17 protein-coding genes and 1 pseudogene are annotated in these 19,491 nt (G+C 39.6%); 3 read left to right on the top strand and 15 right to left on the bottom strand.

All coding sequences use genetic code 11. The features are described 5' to 3' along the window. The 3 genes and pseudogenes from ADH51_RS10000 to ADH51_RS04300 all read left to right on the top strand — a co-directional run. A pseudogene (locus tag ADH51_RS10000) lies at positions 1-99 on the top strand (glutamine ABC transporter substrate-binding protein); the annotation flags it as partial. Positions 100-116: 17 nt separating this feature from the next. Further along, a complete protein-coding gene (locus ADH51_RS04305; protein ID WP_048674071.1) occupies positions 117-815 on the top strand; it encodes an amino acid ABC transporter permease in 699 nt (232 codons plus the stop codon). An 11-nt stretch (positions 816-826) separates the two neighbouring features. Further along, positions 827-1,477, top strand: a complete 651-nt coding sequence (locus tag ADH51_RS04300; RefSeq protein ID WP_002886253.1) for an amino acid ABC transporter permease — start codon at positions 827-829, stop codon at positions 1,475-1,477. A 77-nt stretch (positions 1,478-1,554) separates the two neighbouring features. Here the strand turns inward: ADH51_RS04300 and ADH51_RS04295 are convergent, their stop codons facing one another. From ADH51_RS04295 to metK, 15 genes are all read right to left on the bottom strand, one after another. Then, a complete protein-coding gene (locus ADH51_RS04295; RefSeq protein ID WP_021144264.1) occupies positions 1,555-2,436 on the bottom strand; it encodes a DNA/RNA non-specific endonuclease in 882 nt (293 codons plus the stop codon). A gap of 61 nt (positions 2,437-2,497) precedes the next feature. Further along, positions 2,498-2,686, bottom strand: coding sequence for a DNA-directed RNA polymerase subunit beta (locus ADH51_RS04290; protein WP_003097027.1), 189 nt, complete (start codon positions 2,684-2,686; stop codon positions 2,498-2,500). A gap of 1 nt (position 2,687) precedes the next feature. Continuing rightward, complete coding sequence (murA, locus tag ADH51_RS04285; protein WP_048674659.1) at positions 2,688-3,959, bottom strand: UDP-N-acetylglucosamine 1-carboxyvinyltransferase; 1,272 nt, start codon at positions 3,957-3,959, stop codon at positions 2,688-2,690. Between the two features lie 67 nt (positions 3,960-4,026). Next, positions 4,027-4,263 (bottom strand): DUF1146 family protein, encoded by a 237-nt coding sequence (locus ADH51_RS04280; protein WP_037603973.1) that lies wholly within the window; start codon positions 4,261-4,263, stop codon positions 4,027-4,029. A gap of 191 nt (positions 4,264-4,454) precedes the next feature. Beyond that, positions 4,455-5,468 (bottom strand): UDP-glucose 4-epimerase GalE, encoded by a 1,014-nt coding sequence (galE, locus tag ADH51_RS04275; RefSeq protein WP_021144269.1) that lies wholly within the window; start codon positions 5,466-5,468, stop codon positions 4,455-4,457. A gap of 14 nt (positions 5,469-5,482) precedes the next feature. Further along, positions 5,483-6,904 (bottom strand): DUF4832 domain-containing protein, encoded by a 1,422-nt coding sequence (locus tag ADH51_RS04270; RefSeq protein ID WP_022496459.1) that lies wholly within the window; start codon positions 6,902-6,904, stop codon positions 5,483-5,485. Then, the gene (locus tag ADH51_RS04265; RefSeq protein WP_022496458.1) at positions 6,897-7,568 is read right to left on the bottom strand and encodes a DUF4956 domain-containing protein; all 672 of its coding nucleotides are present in this window, start codon (positions 7,566-7,568) and stop codon (positions 6,897-6,899) included. Before ADH51_RS04265 ends, ADH51_RS04270 begins: the two co-directional genes overlap by 8 nt. A gap of 48 nt (positions 7,569-7,616) precedes the next feature. After that, positions 7,617-8,345: a polyphosphate polymerase domain-containing protein gene (locus ADH51_RS04260; protein ID WP_022496457.1), complete on the bottom strand. Its 729-nt coding sequence runs from the start codon at positions 8,343-8,345 to the stop codon at positions 7,617-7,619. Then, on the bottom strand, positions 8,335-10,101 hold the full coding sequence (locus ADH51_RS04255; RefSeq protein ID WP_048674656.1) for a CotH kinase family protein: 1,767 nt from the start codon (positions 10,099-10,101) through the stop codon (positions 8,335-8,337). Before ADH51_RS04255 ends, ADH51_RS04260 begins: the two co-directional genes overlap by 11 nt. Then, complete coding sequence (gene pelG, locus ADH51_RS04250) at positions 10,098-11,549, bottom strand: exopolysaccharide Pel transporter PelG (RefSeq protein ID WP_048674653.1); 1,452 nt, start codon at positions 11,547-11,549, stop codon at positions 10,098-10,100. The genes ADH51_RS04255 and pelG overlap by 4 nt, the downstream gene beginning before the upstream one ends. Continuing rightward, entirely contained in the window at positions 11,549-12,955 is a 1,407-nt protein-coding gene (gene pelF, locus ADH51_RS04245; RefSeq protein WP_048674651.1) for a GT4 family glycosyltransferase PelF, read from the bottom strand. Before pelF ends, pelG begins: the two co-directional genes overlap by 1 nt. Positions 12,956-12,977: 22 nt before the next feature. After that, positions 12,978-14,804, bottom strand: coding sequence for a DUF2194 domain-containing protein (locus ADH51_RS04240; protein ID WP_002883492.1), 1,827 nt, complete (start codon positions 14,802-14,804; stop codon positions 12,978-12,980). Then, complete coding sequence (locus tag ADH51_RS04235) at positions 14,801-15,718, bottom strand: hypothetical protein (protein WP_048674647.1); 918 nt, start codon at positions 15,716-15,718, stop codon at positions 14,801-14,803. The genes ADH51_RS04240 and ADH51_RS04235 overlap by 4 nt, the downstream gene beginning before the upstream one ends. Continuing rightward, positions 15,715-17,487 (bottom strand): DUF4118 domain-containing protein, encoded by a 1,773-nt coding sequence (locus ADH51_RS04230; RefSeq protein WP_048674644.1) that lies wholly within the window; start codon positions 17,485-17,487, stop codon positions 15,715-15,717. The genes ADH51_RS04235 and ADH51_RS04230 overlap by 4 nt, the downstream gene beginning before the upstream one ends. A gap of 667 nt (positions 17,488-18,154) precedes the next feature. Beyond that, positions 18,155-19,348, bottom strand: coding sequence for a methionine adenosyltransferase (gene metK, locus ADH51_RS04225; RefSeq protein WP_048674641.1), 1,194 nt, complete (start codon positions 19,346-19,348; stop codon positions 18,155-18,157). Positions 19,349-19,491: the final 143 nt, after the last annotated feature.

Here is a 19,491-nt window from a genome sequence, read left to right as displayed (position 1 = left end):
TATACCAACGATTTGATTGCTAAATGGCAAAAAGATGGTAGCCTTCAAAAACTCTACGATAAGTATCACTTGAAACCAGCTAAGGCTGAAGATAAATAGAAAGGAGTCCTGAATTTATGTATCTTTTAACTGAAACGGCTAGTCCTTTCGCTCTTGAACGTTGGACTGCTTTCTTCGCTAACTTTGGGCAGTTTGCCAAAGGTTTCTTTTACACCCTTGGCATTTCAATTGGTGCCTTGATTGTTGCCCTTCTTCTTGGGCTTATCTTTGGGGCTATGAGCTCTACTCACAACAAAGTCCTTCGTGGCATTTCACGTGTTTATGTCGAAATCTTCCAAAATACACCCTTGCTTGTGCAATTCGTGGTTGTCTTCTATGGGATTTCAATCTTGACTGATGGTCATGTCATGATTCCAATTTCATTGACAGCTATCCTTTGTGTGGGTGTCTACACAGGAGCCTATATCTCTGAAATTATTCGTACAGGTATCGAGGCAGTTCCTAAAGGTCAAACCGAAGCCGCTTTGTCTCAAGGATTCACCTACGCTGATACCATGCGTATCATCATCTTGCCTCAAGCAGTCCGTACTATCTTGCCACCATTGACCAACCAAGTGGTTAACTTGATTAAGAATACTTCTACAGTTGCCATTATCTCTGGGGCAGATATCATGTTCACTGCTAAGGCTTGGGCTTATGATACCACTAACTATGTGCCGGCCTTTGCTGGGGCTGCCTTCCTCTACTTTATCATGTGTTTCCCTCTAGCTACTTGGGCACGTCGTAAAGAAGAAGAGAATAAGAAAGCTTACTAAGGAGGTCCACTATGTCAGAAGTTTTATCAGCTACTAACCTTAAATTCTTGGCACAAGGGATGTGGACGACTCTTTACTTGTCTTTCTTCATCATCGTGCTATCTACCCTGTTCGGAACTATTCTGGCGGTGATGCGTAACGGAAAGAATCCTATTCTGCGTTGGATTGCTTCTATCTACGTTGAGTTCGTCCGTAATGTTCCTAACTTGCTTTGGATTTTCATTATCTTCCTGGTCTTCCAACTCAAGTCAACCGCTGCAGGGATTACCTCTTTCACGGTCTTTACTTCAGCTGCCTTGGCGGAAATCATTCGTGGGGGACTGAACTCTATTGACCATGGCCAAACGGAAGCCGGCTTGTCTCAAGGATTTAACAACAAACAAATCTTTATTTACATCATCTTCCCACAAGCTATTCGTAAGATGTTGCCATCTATCATCTCTCAATTCGTAACAGTTATCAAGGATACTTCTTTCCTTTACTCTGTTATCGCCTTACAAGAATTGTTTGGTAAGAGTCAGATTTTGATGGGTGGTTACTACGAACCTAGTCAAATCTTTACCTTATACGGTATTGTGGCTTTAGCTTATTTCGTGGTTAACTTTGCCATCTCTAGCTACTCTCGCTACCTCTCTAAACAATGGGAGCAAGCTAGTGAATAAAACAAAAAACTCACCTACGGGTGGGTTTTTGTTTTTCTGGATACTAAAAACGACTCCAATCGGAGTCGTTTGTTTCGTTAATTCACCGTTACTTTGCCTGAATAATAATCTAGGGTAATTCCCTGTTGGACATTTGGAACGAAGACATTGAACTCAAGCGAGCCATCTGCTGACTTGGCTTCAAGATGTGATCCTGATGGAATCAGGTTATCTCCTTCATAAATTAGGGTAACGCGATAACGGACACGTTTGTTTTTATCCTGAGCTTTTCGTACCAGGCTTTCATAATAGTTTTGGCCTGTGGAAGTTTCGCTATTAGCTTGGTTAGCCCAAGCAGTTTGAACGGCAATATTTTCTGGATTTGAAGTCGAGGCATCAAATCCTTTGAGACCACCTACAAGTGCATAGCCCAACAAATGGCCTCGGTCTACGGCATGGCTATACTCTCCTGAAAGATTGTGAACTTGATGCCATCCAGCTGGTGTCCAAGATGTTGAGCCATTCCCTGTTTCTTGACGATTTTTGTACTGTCTAGTCGCTTTACTTAACAAAGCATTCGCAACTGTAGGAACCGTTTGTCCTTGAACCGTTTTAACTTGGTTATTAGCATAGGGTTTGCTAGATACCTTAGCATTAAGATTGGTTTTATTACCGTTAACAATATAGGCACCAGCCCCATTCCATTCTATGGCGTTTCCTAGTTGACTCTTGACAGAACTAGTCATCACCGTCTCTGCGAGTTGCTCTTGTGGCGTAGACTGCCCACTTGTTGAGCCGTTTGATTTGGCGGAGTTATTGGATTTTCCCGAGACTAGACTAGCTACCTGCTTGATTGGATTGTTAGGTGAGAGCTTATTACTCGTTCCAACGTAACCTAAAACTGCAATCAAAACCGCTATCAGTAACGAGACTAGCTGACGTTTCTGTTTATTTGTTAAAGATGTCTTTCTTTTTGCCATTGTTCTCTTTCTTTTATATGAATGTCATGACTAAAGGAGCGGGATTACTTCCCACTCCCTTTTATTTTCCTGTAAATTTAGCAACAATTGCCTGCCAAGTTTCTGGTTTTAAGATGCTTATCGGATCCTTGCCCTCTCCTAAAACAGCATAGCCTATCATCAAACCGATAGCTAGAAAAGCAAGGCCAATCACACACACACTTAAAACAAGTAATAATTGACGAAAAACATAGCCTTTACCAGTTTCCATACTAAGCCTCACTTACACGTGAAATATTTGCTCCTAGTTTAGCTAGTTTCTCATGGAATTGATAGTAACCACGATCCAAGTGTGTTAATTTACCAACAGTCGTTGTTCCTTCAGCTACCATTCCTGTAAGAATAAGTGCTGCCGAAGCTCGAAGGTCAGTAGACATAACCTGAGCACCTTGAAGTGGCAAACCACCGTGAATCATAGCCGTGTCACGAAGGATTTCTGAATGAAGTCCCATACGACGCATTTCTTCCAAGTGTTGGAAGCGATTCTCAAAGACAGTTTCAATCATGGTTGATTCCCCATTTACCACTGCCATAAGTGCTGTAAATTGAGCTTGCATGTCAGTTGGGAAACCTGGGTGAGGTAGAGTTTTAACGGTTACTGGTTTCAATTGAGAAACATCAGATTTAACACGAATGCCGCCTTCTTCTTCCTTAACATCAACACCCATTTCCAATAATTTTGAAATCAAAGGACGGTTATGTTCCAAGATAGCATCTTTGATGAGGACATCTCCAGAAGTCATAGCCGCTGCTACCATAAAGGTACCTGCTTCAATACGGTCCTGAACAACTGCATGTTTAGTACCATGGAGAGCTTTAACACCTTTAATCACGAGTGTTTCAGTTCCAGCACCTTTGACGTCTGCTCCCATCTCGTTAAGAAGAAGGGCCAAGTCTACAATTTCTGGTTCACGCGCAGCATTTTCAATGGTTGTAACACCATCAGCCAAAGTTGCTGCCATCATAAGGTTTTGAGTGGCACCAACAGATGGGAAGTCCATATAAATAGTTGCACCTTTAAGGTTTTCTGCTGTCGCAGTAATGTCACCACCAACTTGGGTAATTTTAGCACCCATTGCTTCTAAACCTTTGAGGTGGAGGTCGATTGGACGACTACCAATCGTACAACCGCCAGGCATTGAAACCTTAGCGTGACCATTACGGGCAAGAATAGGTCCAAGAACTACGATTGACGCACGCATCTTGCTAACATACTCGTATGGTGCTTGATCGAGAATTTCTCCACTAGCATCAACGACAACGGTATTGTTTTCCTCGTCAAAGTCTACAGCAATATCTAAACCACGAACAACATTATTCATCGTGTAAACATCTGACAAGATTGGAACATTAGTTAAGGTTGTTTGACCTTCCGAGGCCAAGATAGTCGCTGCCAACAAGGGGAGGACCGCGTTTTTAGCACCTTCAATGACAACCTCACCACTTAATCGAGTGTTGCCACCCTGCACAATAATTTTATCCATAAGGATTCCTTTCAAGGGTCATTTTCATCTTTTTGTATTATATCAAAAGTCTTTTAAAAACACTAATTTAAGAAATCGAGCTAGCCATATTCTGTCCAAAAGCTAAAACCGCCAGAACAAAGGAGCTGATAAGGTAGCCTAAGGCAATACTGATAAAGAGCAAAAAGAGTTTCAATTTACCAGTATTTTCAATCGGATTTTTGATGATCTTCGCCCAATCAAAAAGGCTAATCAGCATTTGGTAGCTCAATCCTATAAATACAAGGTGACTCGCCAAAGTGACGAATTGATTAATAATAGTCATAGTTTCATTATACCATAGAAAGCTAAGCTTAAACATAAAAAGAGGGTGAGACAGTTCTAAATCTGTAATCATTTAGTGACCGCTCCCACTCCTCTTCTCTTTATTTTTGAAGCTACTAGATTAGGCATAGTTTAAAATAATCTAGTGCTTATCTTACACTCCCTAGGAACTGATAATTTGAGTTATGCTACTTAGTCTTCATAACCGTTTGGGTTAGTCGTTTGCCAACGCCATGAATCTCTAACCATTTCTTTCAAGGTCTTCTTAGCTTCCCAGCCAAGGACTTCTTTGGCCTTTTCAGGAGAGGCATAGCAAGTAGCAATATCGCCAGCACGACGTCCTTGAATACGGTATGGGATAGCAACCTTGTTTTCAGCTTCGAAAGTCTTAACGAGATCCAAAACGCTATAACCATGTCCAGTACCCAAGTTGAAAATCTCAGCACCTTTATGACTCAAATTATATTTGACAGCAGCCAAGTGACCTGAGGCCAGGTCAAGAACGTGAATGTAGTCACGCACACCTGTACCATCTGGAGTTGGATAGTCATCCCCAAAGACGTTAAGCTCAGGCAGTTTACCGATAGCTACTTGTGTAATATATGGCATCAGGTTGTTTGGAATACCGTTTGGCAATTCCCCAATCAAACCACTTTCATGAGCACCGATAGGATTGAAATAACGAAGATTTGTGACAGACCATGACGGATCTGAAGCAGCTACGTCTGTAAGAATTTGTTCCATCATCAACTTAGTATAACCATATGGGTTAATCGCTGACGTTGGCATATCTTCGGTCATTGGAGAAGGATTATTGGTACCGTAAACTGTTGCACTTGAACTGAAGACGATGTTTTTAACATCATATTCCTTCATTTTTTCAAGGAGGGTAATGGTACCACTGATGTTGTTCTTATAATATTTCAAAGGTTTTTGAACAGATTCACCCACTGCCTTGAAGGCCGCAAAGTGAATAACTAACTCAATATCTTCATTTGTGAAAACCTTATCCAAAAAATCAGTATCTAAAATTGAGCCTTGATAAAATGGAAATTTTTTACCTGTAATCTTTTCCAAACGTTCAAGTACTGCTGGTGAACTATTTGAAAAGTCGTCAACTAAGACTACATCGAAACCTGCATTAAGGAGTTCAACGGTTGTGTGGCTACCGATATAGCCAGCTCCTCCTGTAATTAAAATAGACATTTATTTTTCCTTTCTTACTTGCCAGTGCCTTTTTGATCCTTTTGAATCGTTGCTAATTTAGGCATAACTTCTCCTTCAAAACCTTTCATGGCAAAATGAACCGAAGGCTCTTGTGTCATTGGAGATAGAATTCCTAGCTTCACTTGATAGTTCTGATCTTTGGAATAGGCAAAACTTGCCTTAAGTTCAGTTGTTTGATCTGGAAGCAATTCAGACAAACGACAATCAAGTTGTTGGGCTTGAAGAACCTTGCCATTAGTATTACACAAGTATAATACCACAGGCCAATCCCCATATAAAGGGGCAACCCCAGAATTTTCCAAATTTAGGGTAATATCAACCTTGCTCTCTCCTTTGGAGATTGTTAAACCTGACACCCAGAGGCGATAGCCCATGTTCTTCAAGAGCTCCTTATAAGCAGCTTGCCCGTCACCAATATCTTCGGCAACCTTTGGACCCAGGAAGGTCAAATGAGCTGCCTTAGCTTCTTCAGTTAACTCATCTAAGTTATTACCTAGTAAGCTAGACATAGACTGTGAACTTGTCAATTCACCACCGATAGGAGCCTTTTCCCAAGCCTTAGGCATGGCTTTCAAGGCTGCTTGCTCTTGGGTTTGATCGTATGAGCCACCATTTTGAATCCAATTTAACCAGGTTTTGGTTGCTGATTTGTCTCCAAAGACATCATTATAGATTCCAAAATCACCTTCCAAACCTGTATCAAAAGGTCTTCTCATAAGAATCTTTGCTTTAGGAAAGGCTGGTTGAAACGGTGCAATATAGTCCTTACGAACTTCTTTGCGTGGCAATTGGCGAATACCAGCATCTGAGTGAACATGCCACTCACCCCAGTGTCCTAAGCCACCAAGTTCGATGTAGGCGATAAAATCATCATTGCCCCAACGCTGTCCCATAGCAGTAACAGCTTCTTTATAGTATTTTCTAAGCAGTTTATTTTGGTAATTTGGTGAAAATCCTTTACCGTAGGATGTGTTATAAGCATCCCCAAGGTCAGAAATTTCATTTCCCAACCAGTCAGGGATATCCTTATGACTTGATTTGCCAGGGTAATCTAGCAAGAAACGTAAGACGACCTGCTTGCCTTCTTTCTTCCATCGTTTGAACTGGTTACTTTCTTCAATCGTTTCCCAGTTATAATGGCCCTTTTTAGGTTCCAATTCTTTCCATGTGATATCAACATAGACAAGATGAACATCTTCAGAAACTGTTTTTTCTTCCGCTGAAGGGACATAACCCATGAGCGGATTCCCAAAACTCTTGTCTGAAAGCGTATATTCAAACTTGGTACCTGTATTTCTGGTATTCAAATACACAAAAATAGCATAAAGACCACTCGTAATGATGATTAGACAGATGACGAGCCAAAGTTTCTTCTTTCGACTACTCCAACTCTTCTTCTCACGTTTACTAGCCATGGTATTCGCCGTTGTATTGGATCAGCGTAAGGTCTTTGACACCTTCGATAGATTTAATGTTTTCAACGAAGGTAAGGTCGTTATTTTTCACAAAGACTTCAATAGCCATCTCAACACTGTCTTTTCTCATGGTTTCAGACTTGATAAAGTGTTTGATGCGACCAAGTTCTTGAATAACTTTGTCACCTGTGTGCTCACCATCATAGTGAACCACAGCGATATACACCTTACCAGTCTCTTGCAAGCGGCTAAAGACAATAAGCATTAAAAGGATAACGATAGACGTTACAACGGCTAGGACATACATACCTGCCCCTACCGTAATCCCTGAGGTAATTGCCCAGAAAAGGTAGAGCAAGTCCATAGGATCCTTAACTGCGGTACGGTAACGGACGATAGAGAGGGCACCGACCATACCAAGTGAGATAACGATGTTTGAACTGATTGCCAGTGTTACCATTGACGTGAGCAAGGTCATACCGACCAAGGTCATGGCAAAACTGCGTGAATAAATAACGCCTGTAAAGAAATGCTGATAAACCTTATAGATAAAGGCTCCAATCAACAAGGCAAGTAGCAAGACGATAACAATACGTAACGGTGATTGTGTCGCATAGTTATCAGACTGCAAAATTGATTTTTTTATAAAGTCTTGAACACTCATAAACTCCCCTTCTTATACTAAGTTCTTCCAAACTTAGCCTTTTCCTATTTATATATTCCCATCTTCCCAGTATTCAAAACCATTTAGATACTGAGATTTTTCATAAGCCAATACGTACTTAGAGACAGCCATCATGTCTGCTTTCCCTGGCAAGACACTCTGGACAATCTTTGGCAGATACTCTGTGTATTTAACTTCGAAAACCATTTTTTCTGGATCAATGACTGGAATTGTTGGTAAGTCTGGATCAAAAATATCAAAACTTCCAACCGCTACTCTAACATTTTGGTCAAAGGTTAAGCGAACTGTTCCAAAGTCATAGACCCACGGCTCTCTCTCATAGTCAACGATGGTCCGTGGACGCATCATGTTACTAACGCATTCATAGTAAAATTCCTGACAGAGAGGATATGGACTTTTTAAGAGAAAGTCATAGTCCCCATCAATAATTTTATAAACTTCTTCAACGGTTAGAGGTGCATCCTCTTTCAAAATGTAGGTATCTACCTTTTTCTTACGCTCTAGTTTGATACTATTGGTACCGAAATTATAGATACGAATCCTATATTTTTTTCGAACCAGAATACCTGCATCTTTTTCAGCATAGGCACTATTCCAATAGTCGTCAAAATAAAGACTCCGAATGGTATAACCACCATTTGTCGCATGCTTATCCAATTGAATCAAAGGTTTAAAACGCTCAGTCAGCAGAGCCTTTTCTGGTTCACCAATGACATATTTCAACTCATGGCGAAAGGGCTTCTCTTTAGTCTTCATAACCATCTACCCCAATTTTTCCATCTTCAAGGACAAAGAAGCTCATGATACCAAATTGTTTAGAGTTATCACTATTGACATAGTAGTCAAAGGCACGTTGTGATTGTCCTGCTTCATTCGTTGCAGTCACACGTACAAAATATTGTCCCTTAGGCAAGGTATCTGTTTCAGCACTGAGAGTTTTGAGACCAGATTTTTCAAAGACCTTGTCTTTAAATTCATAGTCCTTAGCTAACTCTACAGTGTAAGTCAACTTGCTGTTATTAAAGTCGTAAGAGGCACCCCAACTTAATTTCAATTTGTTATTGGCCACTTCCGGCTTATTGATAAAGAATGGTTGTGGTTTTTCAAGACTTGTTTTGTAAATCTTGTAGTTGTTCTCCAACTCATTTGGCAAATCTGCCAAAATCTTGTCGTAATTATCAGGTGTTGTCTTAGCATGCATTTGGTCAGGCATCTTAGCTAGGTAAGGTTTAATGACTGCTGCGTATTCATTACTCATAGAAGTAATCTTGTCACCAGTAATTGTCTTACGCAACTCATCCATCTTCTCATCTAGACCCTTGCGGAACTCTTTTGATTTGAGCAAACGTTGGAAAAGTTGGTTCCCCCAATAGTTGCTGACACCGACTTCCCAGCTATTGGCTTGGTCACTGTCCTTACTTACCAAACGACGTTCATTCTTCATCAAGATACTATCGTTATCCCAAGGAATGATGTACCATTTGGTTGAGTTTTGTGGGCTATAGAGATACATGTTACGACTCTGTGTATCATCATTACCAAGCAACATCTGGAAGGCCATCCAATATTGGATATTCTCAGGATCTACATACTTGTCCATGATGGTTTCAACCTTCACCGATGGATCGTTGAGCTTGGTTAGAAAATCAATAAGTTTGGTGTGATCATGGCTACCTTTGATTTCCAAAAGTTTTTCGAATTTATCCTTATCGAATTTAGGATCATCTTCTTTAACAATCGTATCTTCATAGCGGAAGAATTCGAAGAAGTTTGGTTTATAAAGGTTGGCATTTTCATCCAGACCATGATCTTTTAGATAGTTTTTATTAATCTGTTCAACTTGCGTGTAGAGACCATAATCTTCAAATTGACCTGAAGGATTGTCAGAGGTTTCATCTTTAACGTAGAGGTGAACAAAACTCGTTCTAGCACCCATGAGTTGTGGAATTTCTTCCATTAGATCATAGGACAACTTATTTCTAAAGCGAAGGGCTTCTGTCTGGTGTTTGTTAATGTTAATCGTACGTTGGCCGTTCCACTCACCCTTGTTCTTTTTAATCTTAATTTTGTAGTTCTTTTGGGCGTTCTTACTTGAACTTTCCCCACGAATCTGAACACTGGCATTTGGCACGTCTTGGTCATAACCTAACTCACCAGAGACAGGACCGTCCTCGTTACCAACTTGAAGGAGCCCTGCTACTTGATATCGTTTAACATGCATTTTCTGATAATCTTCAACGGAATATTGATTGACCTCAGACCATGAGTGATTTTGATTTTCTGTAGCATCTCCTCGACGTACTGTCAGGTACATGGTCGTTACCTTTGTATGATCCTTATCATAGAGGCTCTTCTTGTCTCTTAAGTGTACATTAGAGATATCAGTGGCCGCTTGTTTATCTACTTTTTTAGTTGTCACACCGTTTTTTGTCTGTTCCTTGGTTCCACATGCTGTAAAACCAAATACCGTACAGAGCAACAAAACCGCTGCTAAACTCTTTTTCCTATTCATTTCCCCCACCTCTTTTGTATGTTTTCTAAACGCTCAGTCCATTTTTCAAAATAGCCCACGTCTTTCTTAGATACCATGGTTTGGCTTCCTAAGAAATGATACTGAAGATCACTTGTGTATTTATCGATTTCCTGACCACTTTCGATGAAAAGAACTAAAGAAGAAATCAGGAAGGCATAGCCTAGGAAGGCTGAGTCCAAGAACTGAGAACCAAAACTCAAAACTACTGTCAGAATGGCAAAGTGTTTGGCAAGCTTCTTGGCACCCTTATAATCTGCAAAATACATCAAAAGCAAGATATTCACATTGCCTACAGCATAGAGACCATAAGCTAGACATAGCGTTAAGAAGTAACCATGCATTTGATTGTTAAAACCAATTGGTAAGTAAGTCAAAACCACGCTTCCGAAGAACATGATGAAAATTGTCGCTAGCAATTGTTTCCAAAAAACATATTTGAGCTCATTACTCATGACATCCAACATTTGAGTTTCAGCTTCCTGAATATCCGAAAGACTTCCCTCTTCATTGTAGAGCTTAAAATAACGTCGGAAATGCGGATAGAAGGAAACCTCGACAGACATAACGAAATTAAGTGTTGATACTAAAGTCGTTAAGTAGGCTAACATGGCCGGCACATCGTAGACTGGAGCTGTACGGAAGAAGCCATCAAAACTCTTACTAATTGGTCCAAACCAGTTAATAACAATATGAGCAAAGAGGGCCACCAACATGTAAAGTCCAGTCTTGGCAAGATCAGAAAATTGATCAAACCATTTCAAAAACTCAAAGGACATTTTAAGATTAGATGGGAAATAGTCATGGATCAGACGAACCATCCAAAACATCATTCCACCATATCCCAAACAAACACTTAGGAATATACCATACTTTTGATGTAGGAAAATACTAAGTAATCCAGAGATAATCGTCACACCAATCGCTAAAAAGAAACCTTTGATAATTTCTTTATAGGATTTAATCGCTGTCAAATAGGTAATGACATTCCAAACGAGACAAAGCTCACCAAAGAGCAAAACTCCCATAGCCACTTCTGCTAAACTTCGACTAGCCAGGGCTAGATAGAGCGCATACAGTGGCGTTCCAATCATAAGCATCAAGGCACTCGACGCATAAAATGAAGGAATGATAGTCTCAAACTTCTTCTCGTAGAGCATGTCCGCAACAAAGCGGGTTACCACCAACGAGAAGAGACTGGTAATCACAAGTGAAAAAATGATAGCGTAGGTTAAGTTCGAAAGAATATAATCACGCTCATTTTCACTGATTCCCGCTACCATTGTCAGAACAACGACACCAGCTGTAAGTAAAATCCCCAAAAGCATAGGACCGGTATACACAATTCCAGCATAAGCGTAGGCCTTTTGTTTTGAAAAAAGGTTATCCTCGTTGTAAATTTTACGTAATTCAAATCCAATACCGGCCATTAAACAGCCACCTCCTCATATAAGCGTCGATACTGACCGATCATTTGCGGATATTGATATATCGCCTCAACACGCTTACGCGCAATTTCACCCATTTCAAGACGTCTAGCATCATTAATCGCCATCTTCTTCATAGCTTCTGCAAGAGGCCCTGTACAAGTAGGTGGCGCACAAAATCCTGCAATCCCTAGATTGTCATCCTCACGACCTTCTAGCAATTCTCGACAACATCCGACATCTGTCGTCACGCAAGGACGGCTAGCCGCCATTGATTCCAAAACAGAAAGTGGCAAACCTTCAGAAAGACTGGTCAAAAGCGTAAAATCAATTTTCTTCATATATTCTCGAATATTAACACGACCAGTGAATAGGAGACAATCTCCCAAGTCCATCTTATCGGCCAAGCTAAAACACTCATCCGCATATTCTTGGTCATCTATGCCACCCATGATATGCAAACGAACGTTTGGTACTTGCTGAGCTAGTTCGTAGAAAGAATACAACATGGTTTTGATGTCCTTAATTGGAGCCAAACGAACCACGGCTCCGATATCAATCCAACCATCCGGTTCTTTCAAAGGAATTTGAGAAAACGCATCGTAGTCAATCCCGTTTGAAATAACCTGACATTTCTCTGGATCACAACCCATCTCAATCTGAATTTCCTTGGCCTTAGTAAAGAGGCTGGTAATTTTTTGAGCATTTTGATAAATCGCATCAGACAACATATAGAAGAACCTTACCCACTGTTGGCGCATTGTAGGTAAAACCCACTTGGCACGAAGCAACTCTTCCTCACGTTCACGCGTATAAATCCCGTGTTCAGTTAAGAACAGAGGTTTGTCATAGGTTAAACTGCCCAAAGTTGCAAGAATACCACCATAACCTGTAGAGATTGAGTGGTAAACATCTGCTTCAGGAGGTGGACAAGATAAAATATTTAAAAGTGGAAACAGCATTGAACGAATCGTGTGAAAAACATCTGAAAAAGATAGTTGCGTGTATCGTTCACTACAGAGATCCTTCAAGACCTGAAAAAAGGCCTCACTACTCAAGAGATCGTTAGGAACGACCTTACCATCCTGTAAAAGTTTAAACAAGACTTTCCAATCAGGTTGTTGACAAAAAACCATATCTTTAAGCGCTTGTTTTTCCTCATCTGTAAACTGATGTGGCTCTATGTCTTCTTCTTTATCTAGCACAACATAGTCCAAAAAGACTTCGTGTACTTCTACGACATTTTCAGGAAGTTCATAAACAAACTTTCCCTTTTGCTCATGTGTTGCCCCCACAACCCAGAGAACAAATTCATGCTCTTTCATTTCTGTAATATATTGATGCATCCAAGTAGAGACACCACCGTGAACATACGGATAGGACCCTTCAAGAATTAAACATATCTTCATCGGCATTTTCCCCTATTTTGCCTTATTTTAATGTGATGGTGACTGACTTATTCGTAGCCTCCAATAGGTAAAGATCACCCGTTAAATGCGTAACCTTACCATTTTTTACCTTCTTAACCTCGTTTTGATTTAAACGAACCATAAGGTAAGCATGATCATGAAAATTCTCAAGATCAATTTTTAGGGCGTCTTTGGTATATTTTTGAGAAACTTTCAAAATACCGTAACGCTGAACAGCACCTGCTAATTCTGAACCTGTTAGATTCCTGAGCGAAGGTGACATATTGTGGACCCAACTAACTTCCTTGTCCAAGGCCTTATACATCTTTGCCCAACCCAATTCTGCACCACGATCGACATCAAGAACATCATCAGGGTGAAGGAAATGGTTATTGACATAGTGCATATTCATTTCAGAAAAGACCGTCATCTGTGAAAAATCATCCCAAACCGCACCAGAAACTGTACGTGGCTCTTCAATCATTCCATCAGGCGACACTTCAAACTCTTGCGAATAAGTGAAATCTCCTGGGAAATAGTTACTTGAGATAGCCTTGATTTCTGGGAAATCATTAACAATTACCTCTCGCCCTTCTTTTGAAAGGATATTTGATGGTGGAACGTAGACTGATTTTTGCGCTTTAGGAAAGAGTTGGTTGACAAAACGAATCAACTCAGACAGACTGGCCTTCATAGCAGCCTTATCCTTCCAAGTCTTGTAGCTGGCATACTTTTCACCATAATTAACAGATGAAGGACTCAAAGGTTGGTGGTTGTAACCATGATAACCAAGTTCACCGCCATTAGCCAAAAGCGAATTTCCAAAATACTTGAAACGATCTAAATCGTTTTGTTGAACAATTTTACCATCTGTCTGGGCCTCATAGTTTTCAATGACCACACCTGTATGAACGATACCATACTTTTCGTGCAGCTTAAGAAGGTCTGGCCACCAAACATTGGTATAAAATTCAGACACAGACATGTCGTAGTCACGTTTAACGAAACGACCATCTCCAGCTGGAACAGGTGATGGGAAATCATCTATATAATAGGTAGAACCATTGATTACTGGATAAACTGTCGCTTCAGTCAAAAGACTATAAGAAGCGGCATAAATACCACGGACATTACGCTCATAGATTCCAAGATTGTCAACGACAAACTTCCCTTTACCATATGATTTTTCCCAAATCAACGGTGTATGAGAATCATCTGTTGTTTTAGCATGTACCTTAACATCACTTTCAAGTGAGACTTTTCTAGCTGACTCAAAAGGTTCTTCAATTTTATAATTGCGTCCCCCACCAATCATGAAGTCAGGATCCACGTAGATTTCCTTGACCTCATCCATCTCAAAATTGGAATAACTTACGCCAAGATTATGATCAATGGCATCCAGATTACTTTCTTTCCCCATGGTTACTGCAAAAAGTGTTTGACCACCTTTTTCAGTCCAATCCATTAGTGGCTGAACCTGGTCCTCCATTCGAGAAAGGTCAGTGACAAGAAGGACTACTTTTTTATAATCTGAAAGTGAATAGGACTCGTGTTTAGCCACATCGACTAACTTAGCTCCCATACGCATATCTTTTAGAATTTGCTCAAACTGTTTCCAAGCCCTTTGACTCGTCTCGTTTTCACTATCATAAAGAACCAGTGTATCTTTATCTAAATCCTTGACAACTGAGGCCGTAGAAGGTACTTTTCCGGTAAGATAGGCTTCCTTACCTTGAGTTGGGTACCATTCCCCTTTCTTTTGAACAAAGAGTCCGATGGCCAAACACAAAATAAGTCCGACACCTAGCAAGGTTTCTTTGCGGATAACATTCTTTTTACCTAATTTCATGCCATCACCTCTTTTCCTTGCCAGAAGTTCAAGAGATCTTGTTTGTCCTTAGAAAGAACAACCTGTTTGCCTTGCATCTCACGAATCATGTTCTTAAATTCATTAAACTGACCAGTTTGATAGTAATATTCCAAATACAAATAATACACATCATCCGCATTTGATTTAATTGAAAGCTGCGTCAAATGCTTTTGAGCCAAATCATACAAACCAAGAGCTAGTTCATTATGGATAACTCTCACTAAGTCTTTAGCAGTCGTTCCGTGACTAAGTTTTTGCAAGAGACGTTCCTCGTACTCCTTACGAAGCAAACCTTCCATTTGTTTACTTAGAAGTTCTTTAGAGAGGTAATCTTCCATAAAATCACAATACTCGGTTAAGAGGTCAAAGTCTGCTTCACCCTTTTCAAAACGTTTCTCAAAGGCACTCAACTTCTCATCGTATTGACTTGAAATTTCAGAAATAAAGGTTGTCGCATAGTGAACAATTTCACTGTCCTCATTTAAGCGAGCCAAGTAGAGCAAATCCATAAAATGAGATGGATCATTATTAGCCAATTCCATCAATTGCTGACGAGCTTCCTTAGCCTTATTCAAATAGAGAGATTCTTCAAGAGGAACGATGTCTTCTTCAACCAATTTCTTAGGACGTTGAAAATCATCGATATTTCCAAAATCAATAGTCAAATCTTTAATTTTGCCACCAACTGCTGCTTCTTGACCACGACGGTGTCTACCAGGATTTGGCTTAGAAATCATATGAATCAGACCAGCACCAAAGAAAGGTAAAGCAATTGGGAAAATCAAGTAAAAAATGGTTAAATCTGATCTGCCACTAACAATGGCTTTATAGACAAGTGCTATAGATAGGAAGTAACAAACCGTTAAAATACTAGTAATTAGGACTGGAATCATTGTGCAACCCTCCCTTGATGACTAGCTTGTTCAAGAAGTTCTGCCTTTTCAATGAAAGAACGACTCATTTTTGAAAGAACCTCAAGCTCGTTTAACACTTTAGTAGACATAGCTTCAAAAGGAACAGCCTCTACCCAAATGATAAAGGTACCCTCTCCCTTGGTCTTAACTTCCATGGCATAAGCTGGACGATTCTCAAGCAATGATTTATTAGCCCAGACACGTCCATGACCGAAGGCATCTCCAACTTCTTTAAAATCTGTCAAAGATACTTGCTTCTTATCGTTATCTCCCAAAAGAAGTTCATATTGGAAAGGACCACCACCATAAAGTGAAACAGGAGCATTCAAAATCTCTGAAACCAAATCAATCGTCTGTCTGAGAACCTTCTCAACACTAGCATGATCTAAAGTCACAAAGTAAGAATAGGCTTTTCCAAGACCATCTTGACTTGCTAACAAGGCATTTTTCAGGTCTTTATTTTCATTAAGTAATGTATGGTAGGATTGATTAAGGATAAGATAGTCTTCCTTAACTGTTTCCAACTGTTTGTCTAGTTGTAGCTTGTCATCTTTTTTCTTCATTTCCACAAAACCACAAACAACAGCGATAAAGATATAGGCAATAAAGGCCACCCAACGGTCCGTATTATATAGAAGCAATTGCCAACTAGTCCCAGACAAAATTTGACTGATTGTCAAACCAATAATTGCAAGTACTGCTGAGAACAAGCCATACCCCATGCCCAAAACTGTACTAATCAAGACAACAAAGAGCAAACGTAGGTCGGTCAATTGGAACTGTAACTGACCTTGAGTCATATATCGAAAAGCTTCAAAGACTAAGAAAGTCGCGACAACAGCAGCAAGTTTCTTATTTCTCTTTTGCTTAACGATATTATCTACGATATTGCGGAACTTAGAAACACGTAAAGAACCTTTTCGCTGCTTTTGATAGTCTTCGTAAATATCTGGAAAGTCACGCACCAAGGCATAACGCATAAACCAAGCAAACCTATCACGCAAATCATGATGCTTTTCAGGATCATTATCATATTTCCTAATTCTTCTTTCCTCTAGGAAATGAACCTGCTTATTAGGGAAATATTTATCCAAAGCTTGCAAGAGCTCCCCAAAAGTCAGTTGGAAAGGATCCGGAATAATAATGCTTTCATAGGTGTCATTCCATCGCTCACATAATTTGTGAAGCAAATCTCCCAAGTCAGATAGACTGATAAAAGTCGCCTGACTTTGTGATGACTCCCTTAACTCCACCTGTTCATGGTCATCTAAACGCACAAACAGTTTATAAAGATAATCTTCTTTATTAATAACTGAATAAAGAAAGGGACTATGTAGAACTTTAAGGTTGACCCCAAATTCTCGACTCCAGGATAATAAGGTATCCTTTGTTGTCGTCTGTAAACTTCTTTTCCCATCCTCAAGGATAGGACCTGTGATATAAAGTAATCGTTTGTTTTTTCTATCTTTAAGACACTCTAACAATCTGATGAGATTTTCAATCTCCCCTGAACTTTCATGTCCGTAATTGAGATATTCCGAAAAATAGATGATTTGATCATAATCATGAAAATCAAAAACGTCTTCTAATTGGTTGTTCTCATAATGCTTGGTATAAACGGTGATTTTATTCTTACGAGAGTTCTTTACACCTGTATGACCAAAAATAAAAACCGCTTGATTAGGAAACGTTTTCAAAATGAAATCGTTTGTTAATCCAGCAGTATTACCAAGTATCAAAATATTCATAAACTTCTCCCCACTTTTAAGAGTGTCCCCTTAACTACACTCTCTACCCATTCTAATCATTAGTCTCAAGTATTTCCCAATACTCTCAAGACCACAATGTAATGCCTTTCTTAAGAAAGCTCTTTGAAAGCTATGTCTTCCTCCCCAATGAGTGATAACCTAACTCTCATCAGAATCTCTTTTGAAGATTCTTAAAGATTTCAAAAAATATAAGAAAGAACAAGATTATCCTAAATAAACATTAAGTAAAATTAATATTATTAAAGAATAGATTAAATTGACTAATTAAATATCTTGTTATGTTGATTAGCTTCCCCAAGAAATCACAAACTAACCAAATCACTTTAGATTATCTAACACCTGTTAGACCTTATTTAAAGGTATTTCTTCTTACTCTATCAATCTAAAATGACTCTAGTTTCATATTTACATCGTCACTCTTATTATAGCAATTTTTTCTTATTTTTCAACTCCTTTCAAAGTTTTTCACCTAAAGAATTTATTTTTAGCTAGTCGTTTTTACCCTTTAATTACTCAATCCTTTAGGTTTACATGTGTCTGAAGTCAGAAAATTCATATTATTCATTTTCAAAATAAAAAACAGAATTCAAAAAAATTAAATTCTGTTGTTTTGATATTATTAAATTGAAAGTTATATTAAATATTTTTAATCTTCTACAGCTGCTTTGAGGGCATCTACCTTATCCAATTTTTCCCATGGAAGATCGATGTCAGTACGTCCCATGTGACCATAGGCCGCTGTTTGACGGTAGATAGGACGTTTAAGATCAAGCATTTGAATGATACCTGCAGGACGCAAGTCAAAGAGATCACGGACAGCAGCTTCAAGTTTGCTTTCAGCAACTGTCGCCGTTCCGAAGGTATCAACACGGACAGACACAGGATTAGCAACACCAATAGCATAAGCCAATTGTACTTCTGCTTTCTTAGCAAGACCAGCAGCTACGATGTTTTTAGCAATATAGCGAGCGGCATATGAAGCTGAACGGTCAACCTTAGTGGCATCCTTACCTGAGAAGGCACCACCACCGTGTCTTGAGTAACCCCCATAAGTATCAACAATAATCTTACGACCAGTCAAACCAGAGTCCCCTTGAGGTCCTCCAATAACAAAACGACCTGTTGGGTTGATAAAGAATTTTGTCTCGTCATCCAAGTATTCGGCTGGAATAACTGCTTTAATGACTTTTTCAATGACGTCTTGACGAATTTGATCGTTAGTTGCTTCAGGATCGTGTTGCGTTGAGATAACGACTGTATCAACACGTACTGGTTGGTCATTCTCATCATACTCAACAGTAACCTGAGATTTAGCATCCGGACGAAGGTATGAAATCTCACCAGATTTACGCAAATCTGACAATTTTTTAACCAATTTATGTGAAAGGCTAACTGGAAGTGGCATAAACTCTGGAGTTTCATCAATAGCAAAACCAAACATCAAACCTTGGTCACCAGCTCCGATAAGATCAAGTGGGTCTTGGTCACCAGTTCCACGAACTTCAAGTGATTCATTGACACCTTGAGCAATATCTGGAGATTGTTCGATCAATGATGGGTGAACCCCAACAGATTCTGCTGCAAAGCCGTATTCTGCATTGTTATAACCAATTTCAGCGATAGTATCACGAACCACACGGTTAATGTCCACATAAGCTGTTGTAGAAACTTCACCGAAAACGTGGACAGAACCAGTGTAGACAGCTGTTTCTGCTGCAACGTGTGCATCTGGATCCTCTGCTAAAATCGCATCAAGAATGGCATCTGAAATTTGGTCTGCAATTTTATCTGGATGCCCCTCAGATACAGATTCAGACGTGAAAAGTTTACGTTCTGACATATAAAATGTCCCCCTTTTAATATGAAAAATAGTATTAGATAAAACAGATTTGACTGTCTCCTAATAGGTAAAACGCTATACTCCTAATAGAGCTAGACGCCGTTAAAAAGTTACAAAGAACCAACAGCCAACCCTAGGATGAC

The organism is Streptococcus sp. 449_SSPC (assembly GCF_001073005.1).
In the GTDB taxonomy this organism is placed as follows: domain Bacteria; phylum Bacillota; class Bacilli; order Lactobacillales; family Streptococcaceae; genus Streptococcus; species Streptococcus salivarius_F.
The sequence above is the reverse complement of the archived record's forward strand: the minus strand, read 5'-3'. Positions and strand labels throughout refer to the sequence as shown.

What these genes read in the sequence shown, in the direction of transcription:
- ADH51_RS04240 (WP_002883492.1), bottom strand. Translation starts at nt 14,804, where the DNA reads ATGAAATTAGGTAAAAAGAATGTTATCCGCAAAGAAACCTTGCTAGGT.
- pelF (WP_048674651.1), bottom strand. Translation starts at nt 12,955, where the DNA reads ATGAAGATATGTTTAATTCTTGAAGGGTCCTATCCGTATGTTCACGGT.
- ADH51_RS04305 (WP_048674071.1), top strand. Translation starts at nt 117, where the DNA reads ATGTATCTTTTAACTGAAACGGCTAGTCCTTTCGCTCTTGAACGTTGG.
- ADH51_RS04300 (WP_002886253.1), top strand. Translation starts at nt 827, where the DNA reads ATGTCAGAAGTTTTATCAGCTACTAACCTTAAATTCTTGGCACAAGGG.
- murA (WP_048674659.1), bottom strand. Translation starts at nt 3,959, where the DNA reads ATGGATAAAATTATTGTGCAGGGTGGCAACACTCGATTAAGTGGTGAG.
- ADH51_RS04270 (WP_022496459.1), bottom strand. Translation starts at nt 6,904, where the DNA reads ATGGCTAGTAAACGTGAGAAGAAGAGTTGGAGTAGTCGAAAGAAGAAA.
- ADH51_RS04255 (WP_048674656.1), bottom strand. Translation starts at nt 10,101, where the DNA reads ATGAATAGGAAAAAGAGTTTAGCAGCGGTTTTGTTGCTCTGTACGGTA.
- galE (WP_021144269.1), bottom strand. Translation starts at nt 5,468, where the DNA reads ATGTCTATTTTAATTACAGGAGGAGCTGGCTATATCGGTAGCCACACA.
- ADH51_RS04230 (WP_048674644.1), bottom strand. Translation starts at nt 17,487, where the DNA reads ATGAATATTTTGATACTTGGTAATACTGCTGGATTAACAAACGATTTC.
- ADH51_RS04290 (WP_003097027.1), bottom strand. Translation starts at nt 2,686, where the DNA reads ATGGAAACTGGTAAAGGCTATGTTTTTCGTCAATTATTACTTGTTTTA.
- pelG (WP_048674653.1), bottom strand. Translation starts at nt 11,549, where the DNA reads ATGGCCGGTATTGGATTTGAATTACGTAAAATTTACAACGAGGATAAC.
- ADH51_RS04235 (WP_048674647.1), bottom strand. Translation starts at nt 15,718, where the DNA reads ATGATTCCAGTCCTAATTACTAGTATTTTAACGGTTTGTTACTTCCTA.
- ADH51_RS04280 (WP_037603973.1), bottom strand. Translation starts at nt 4,263, where the DNA reads ATGACTATTATTAATCAATTCGTCACTTTGGCGAGTCACCTTGTATTT.
- ADH51_RS04295 (WP_021144264.1), bottom strand. Translation starts at nt 2,436, where the DNA reads ATGGCAAAAAGAAAGACATCTTTAACAAATAAACAGAAACGTCAGCTA.
- ADH51_RS04260 (WP_022496457.1), bottom strand. Translation starts at nt 8,345, where the DNA reads ATGAAGACTAAAGAGAAGCCCTTTCGCCATGAGTTGAAATATGTCATT.
- metK (WP_048674641.1), bottom strand. Translation starts at nt 19,348, where the DNA reads ATGTCAGAACGTAAACTTTTCACGTCTGAATCTGTATCTGAGGGGCAT.
- ADH51_RS04265 (WP_022496458.1), bottom strand. Translation starts at nt 7,568, where the DNA reads ATGAGTGTTCAAGACTTTATAAAAAAATCAATTTTGCAGTCTGATAAC.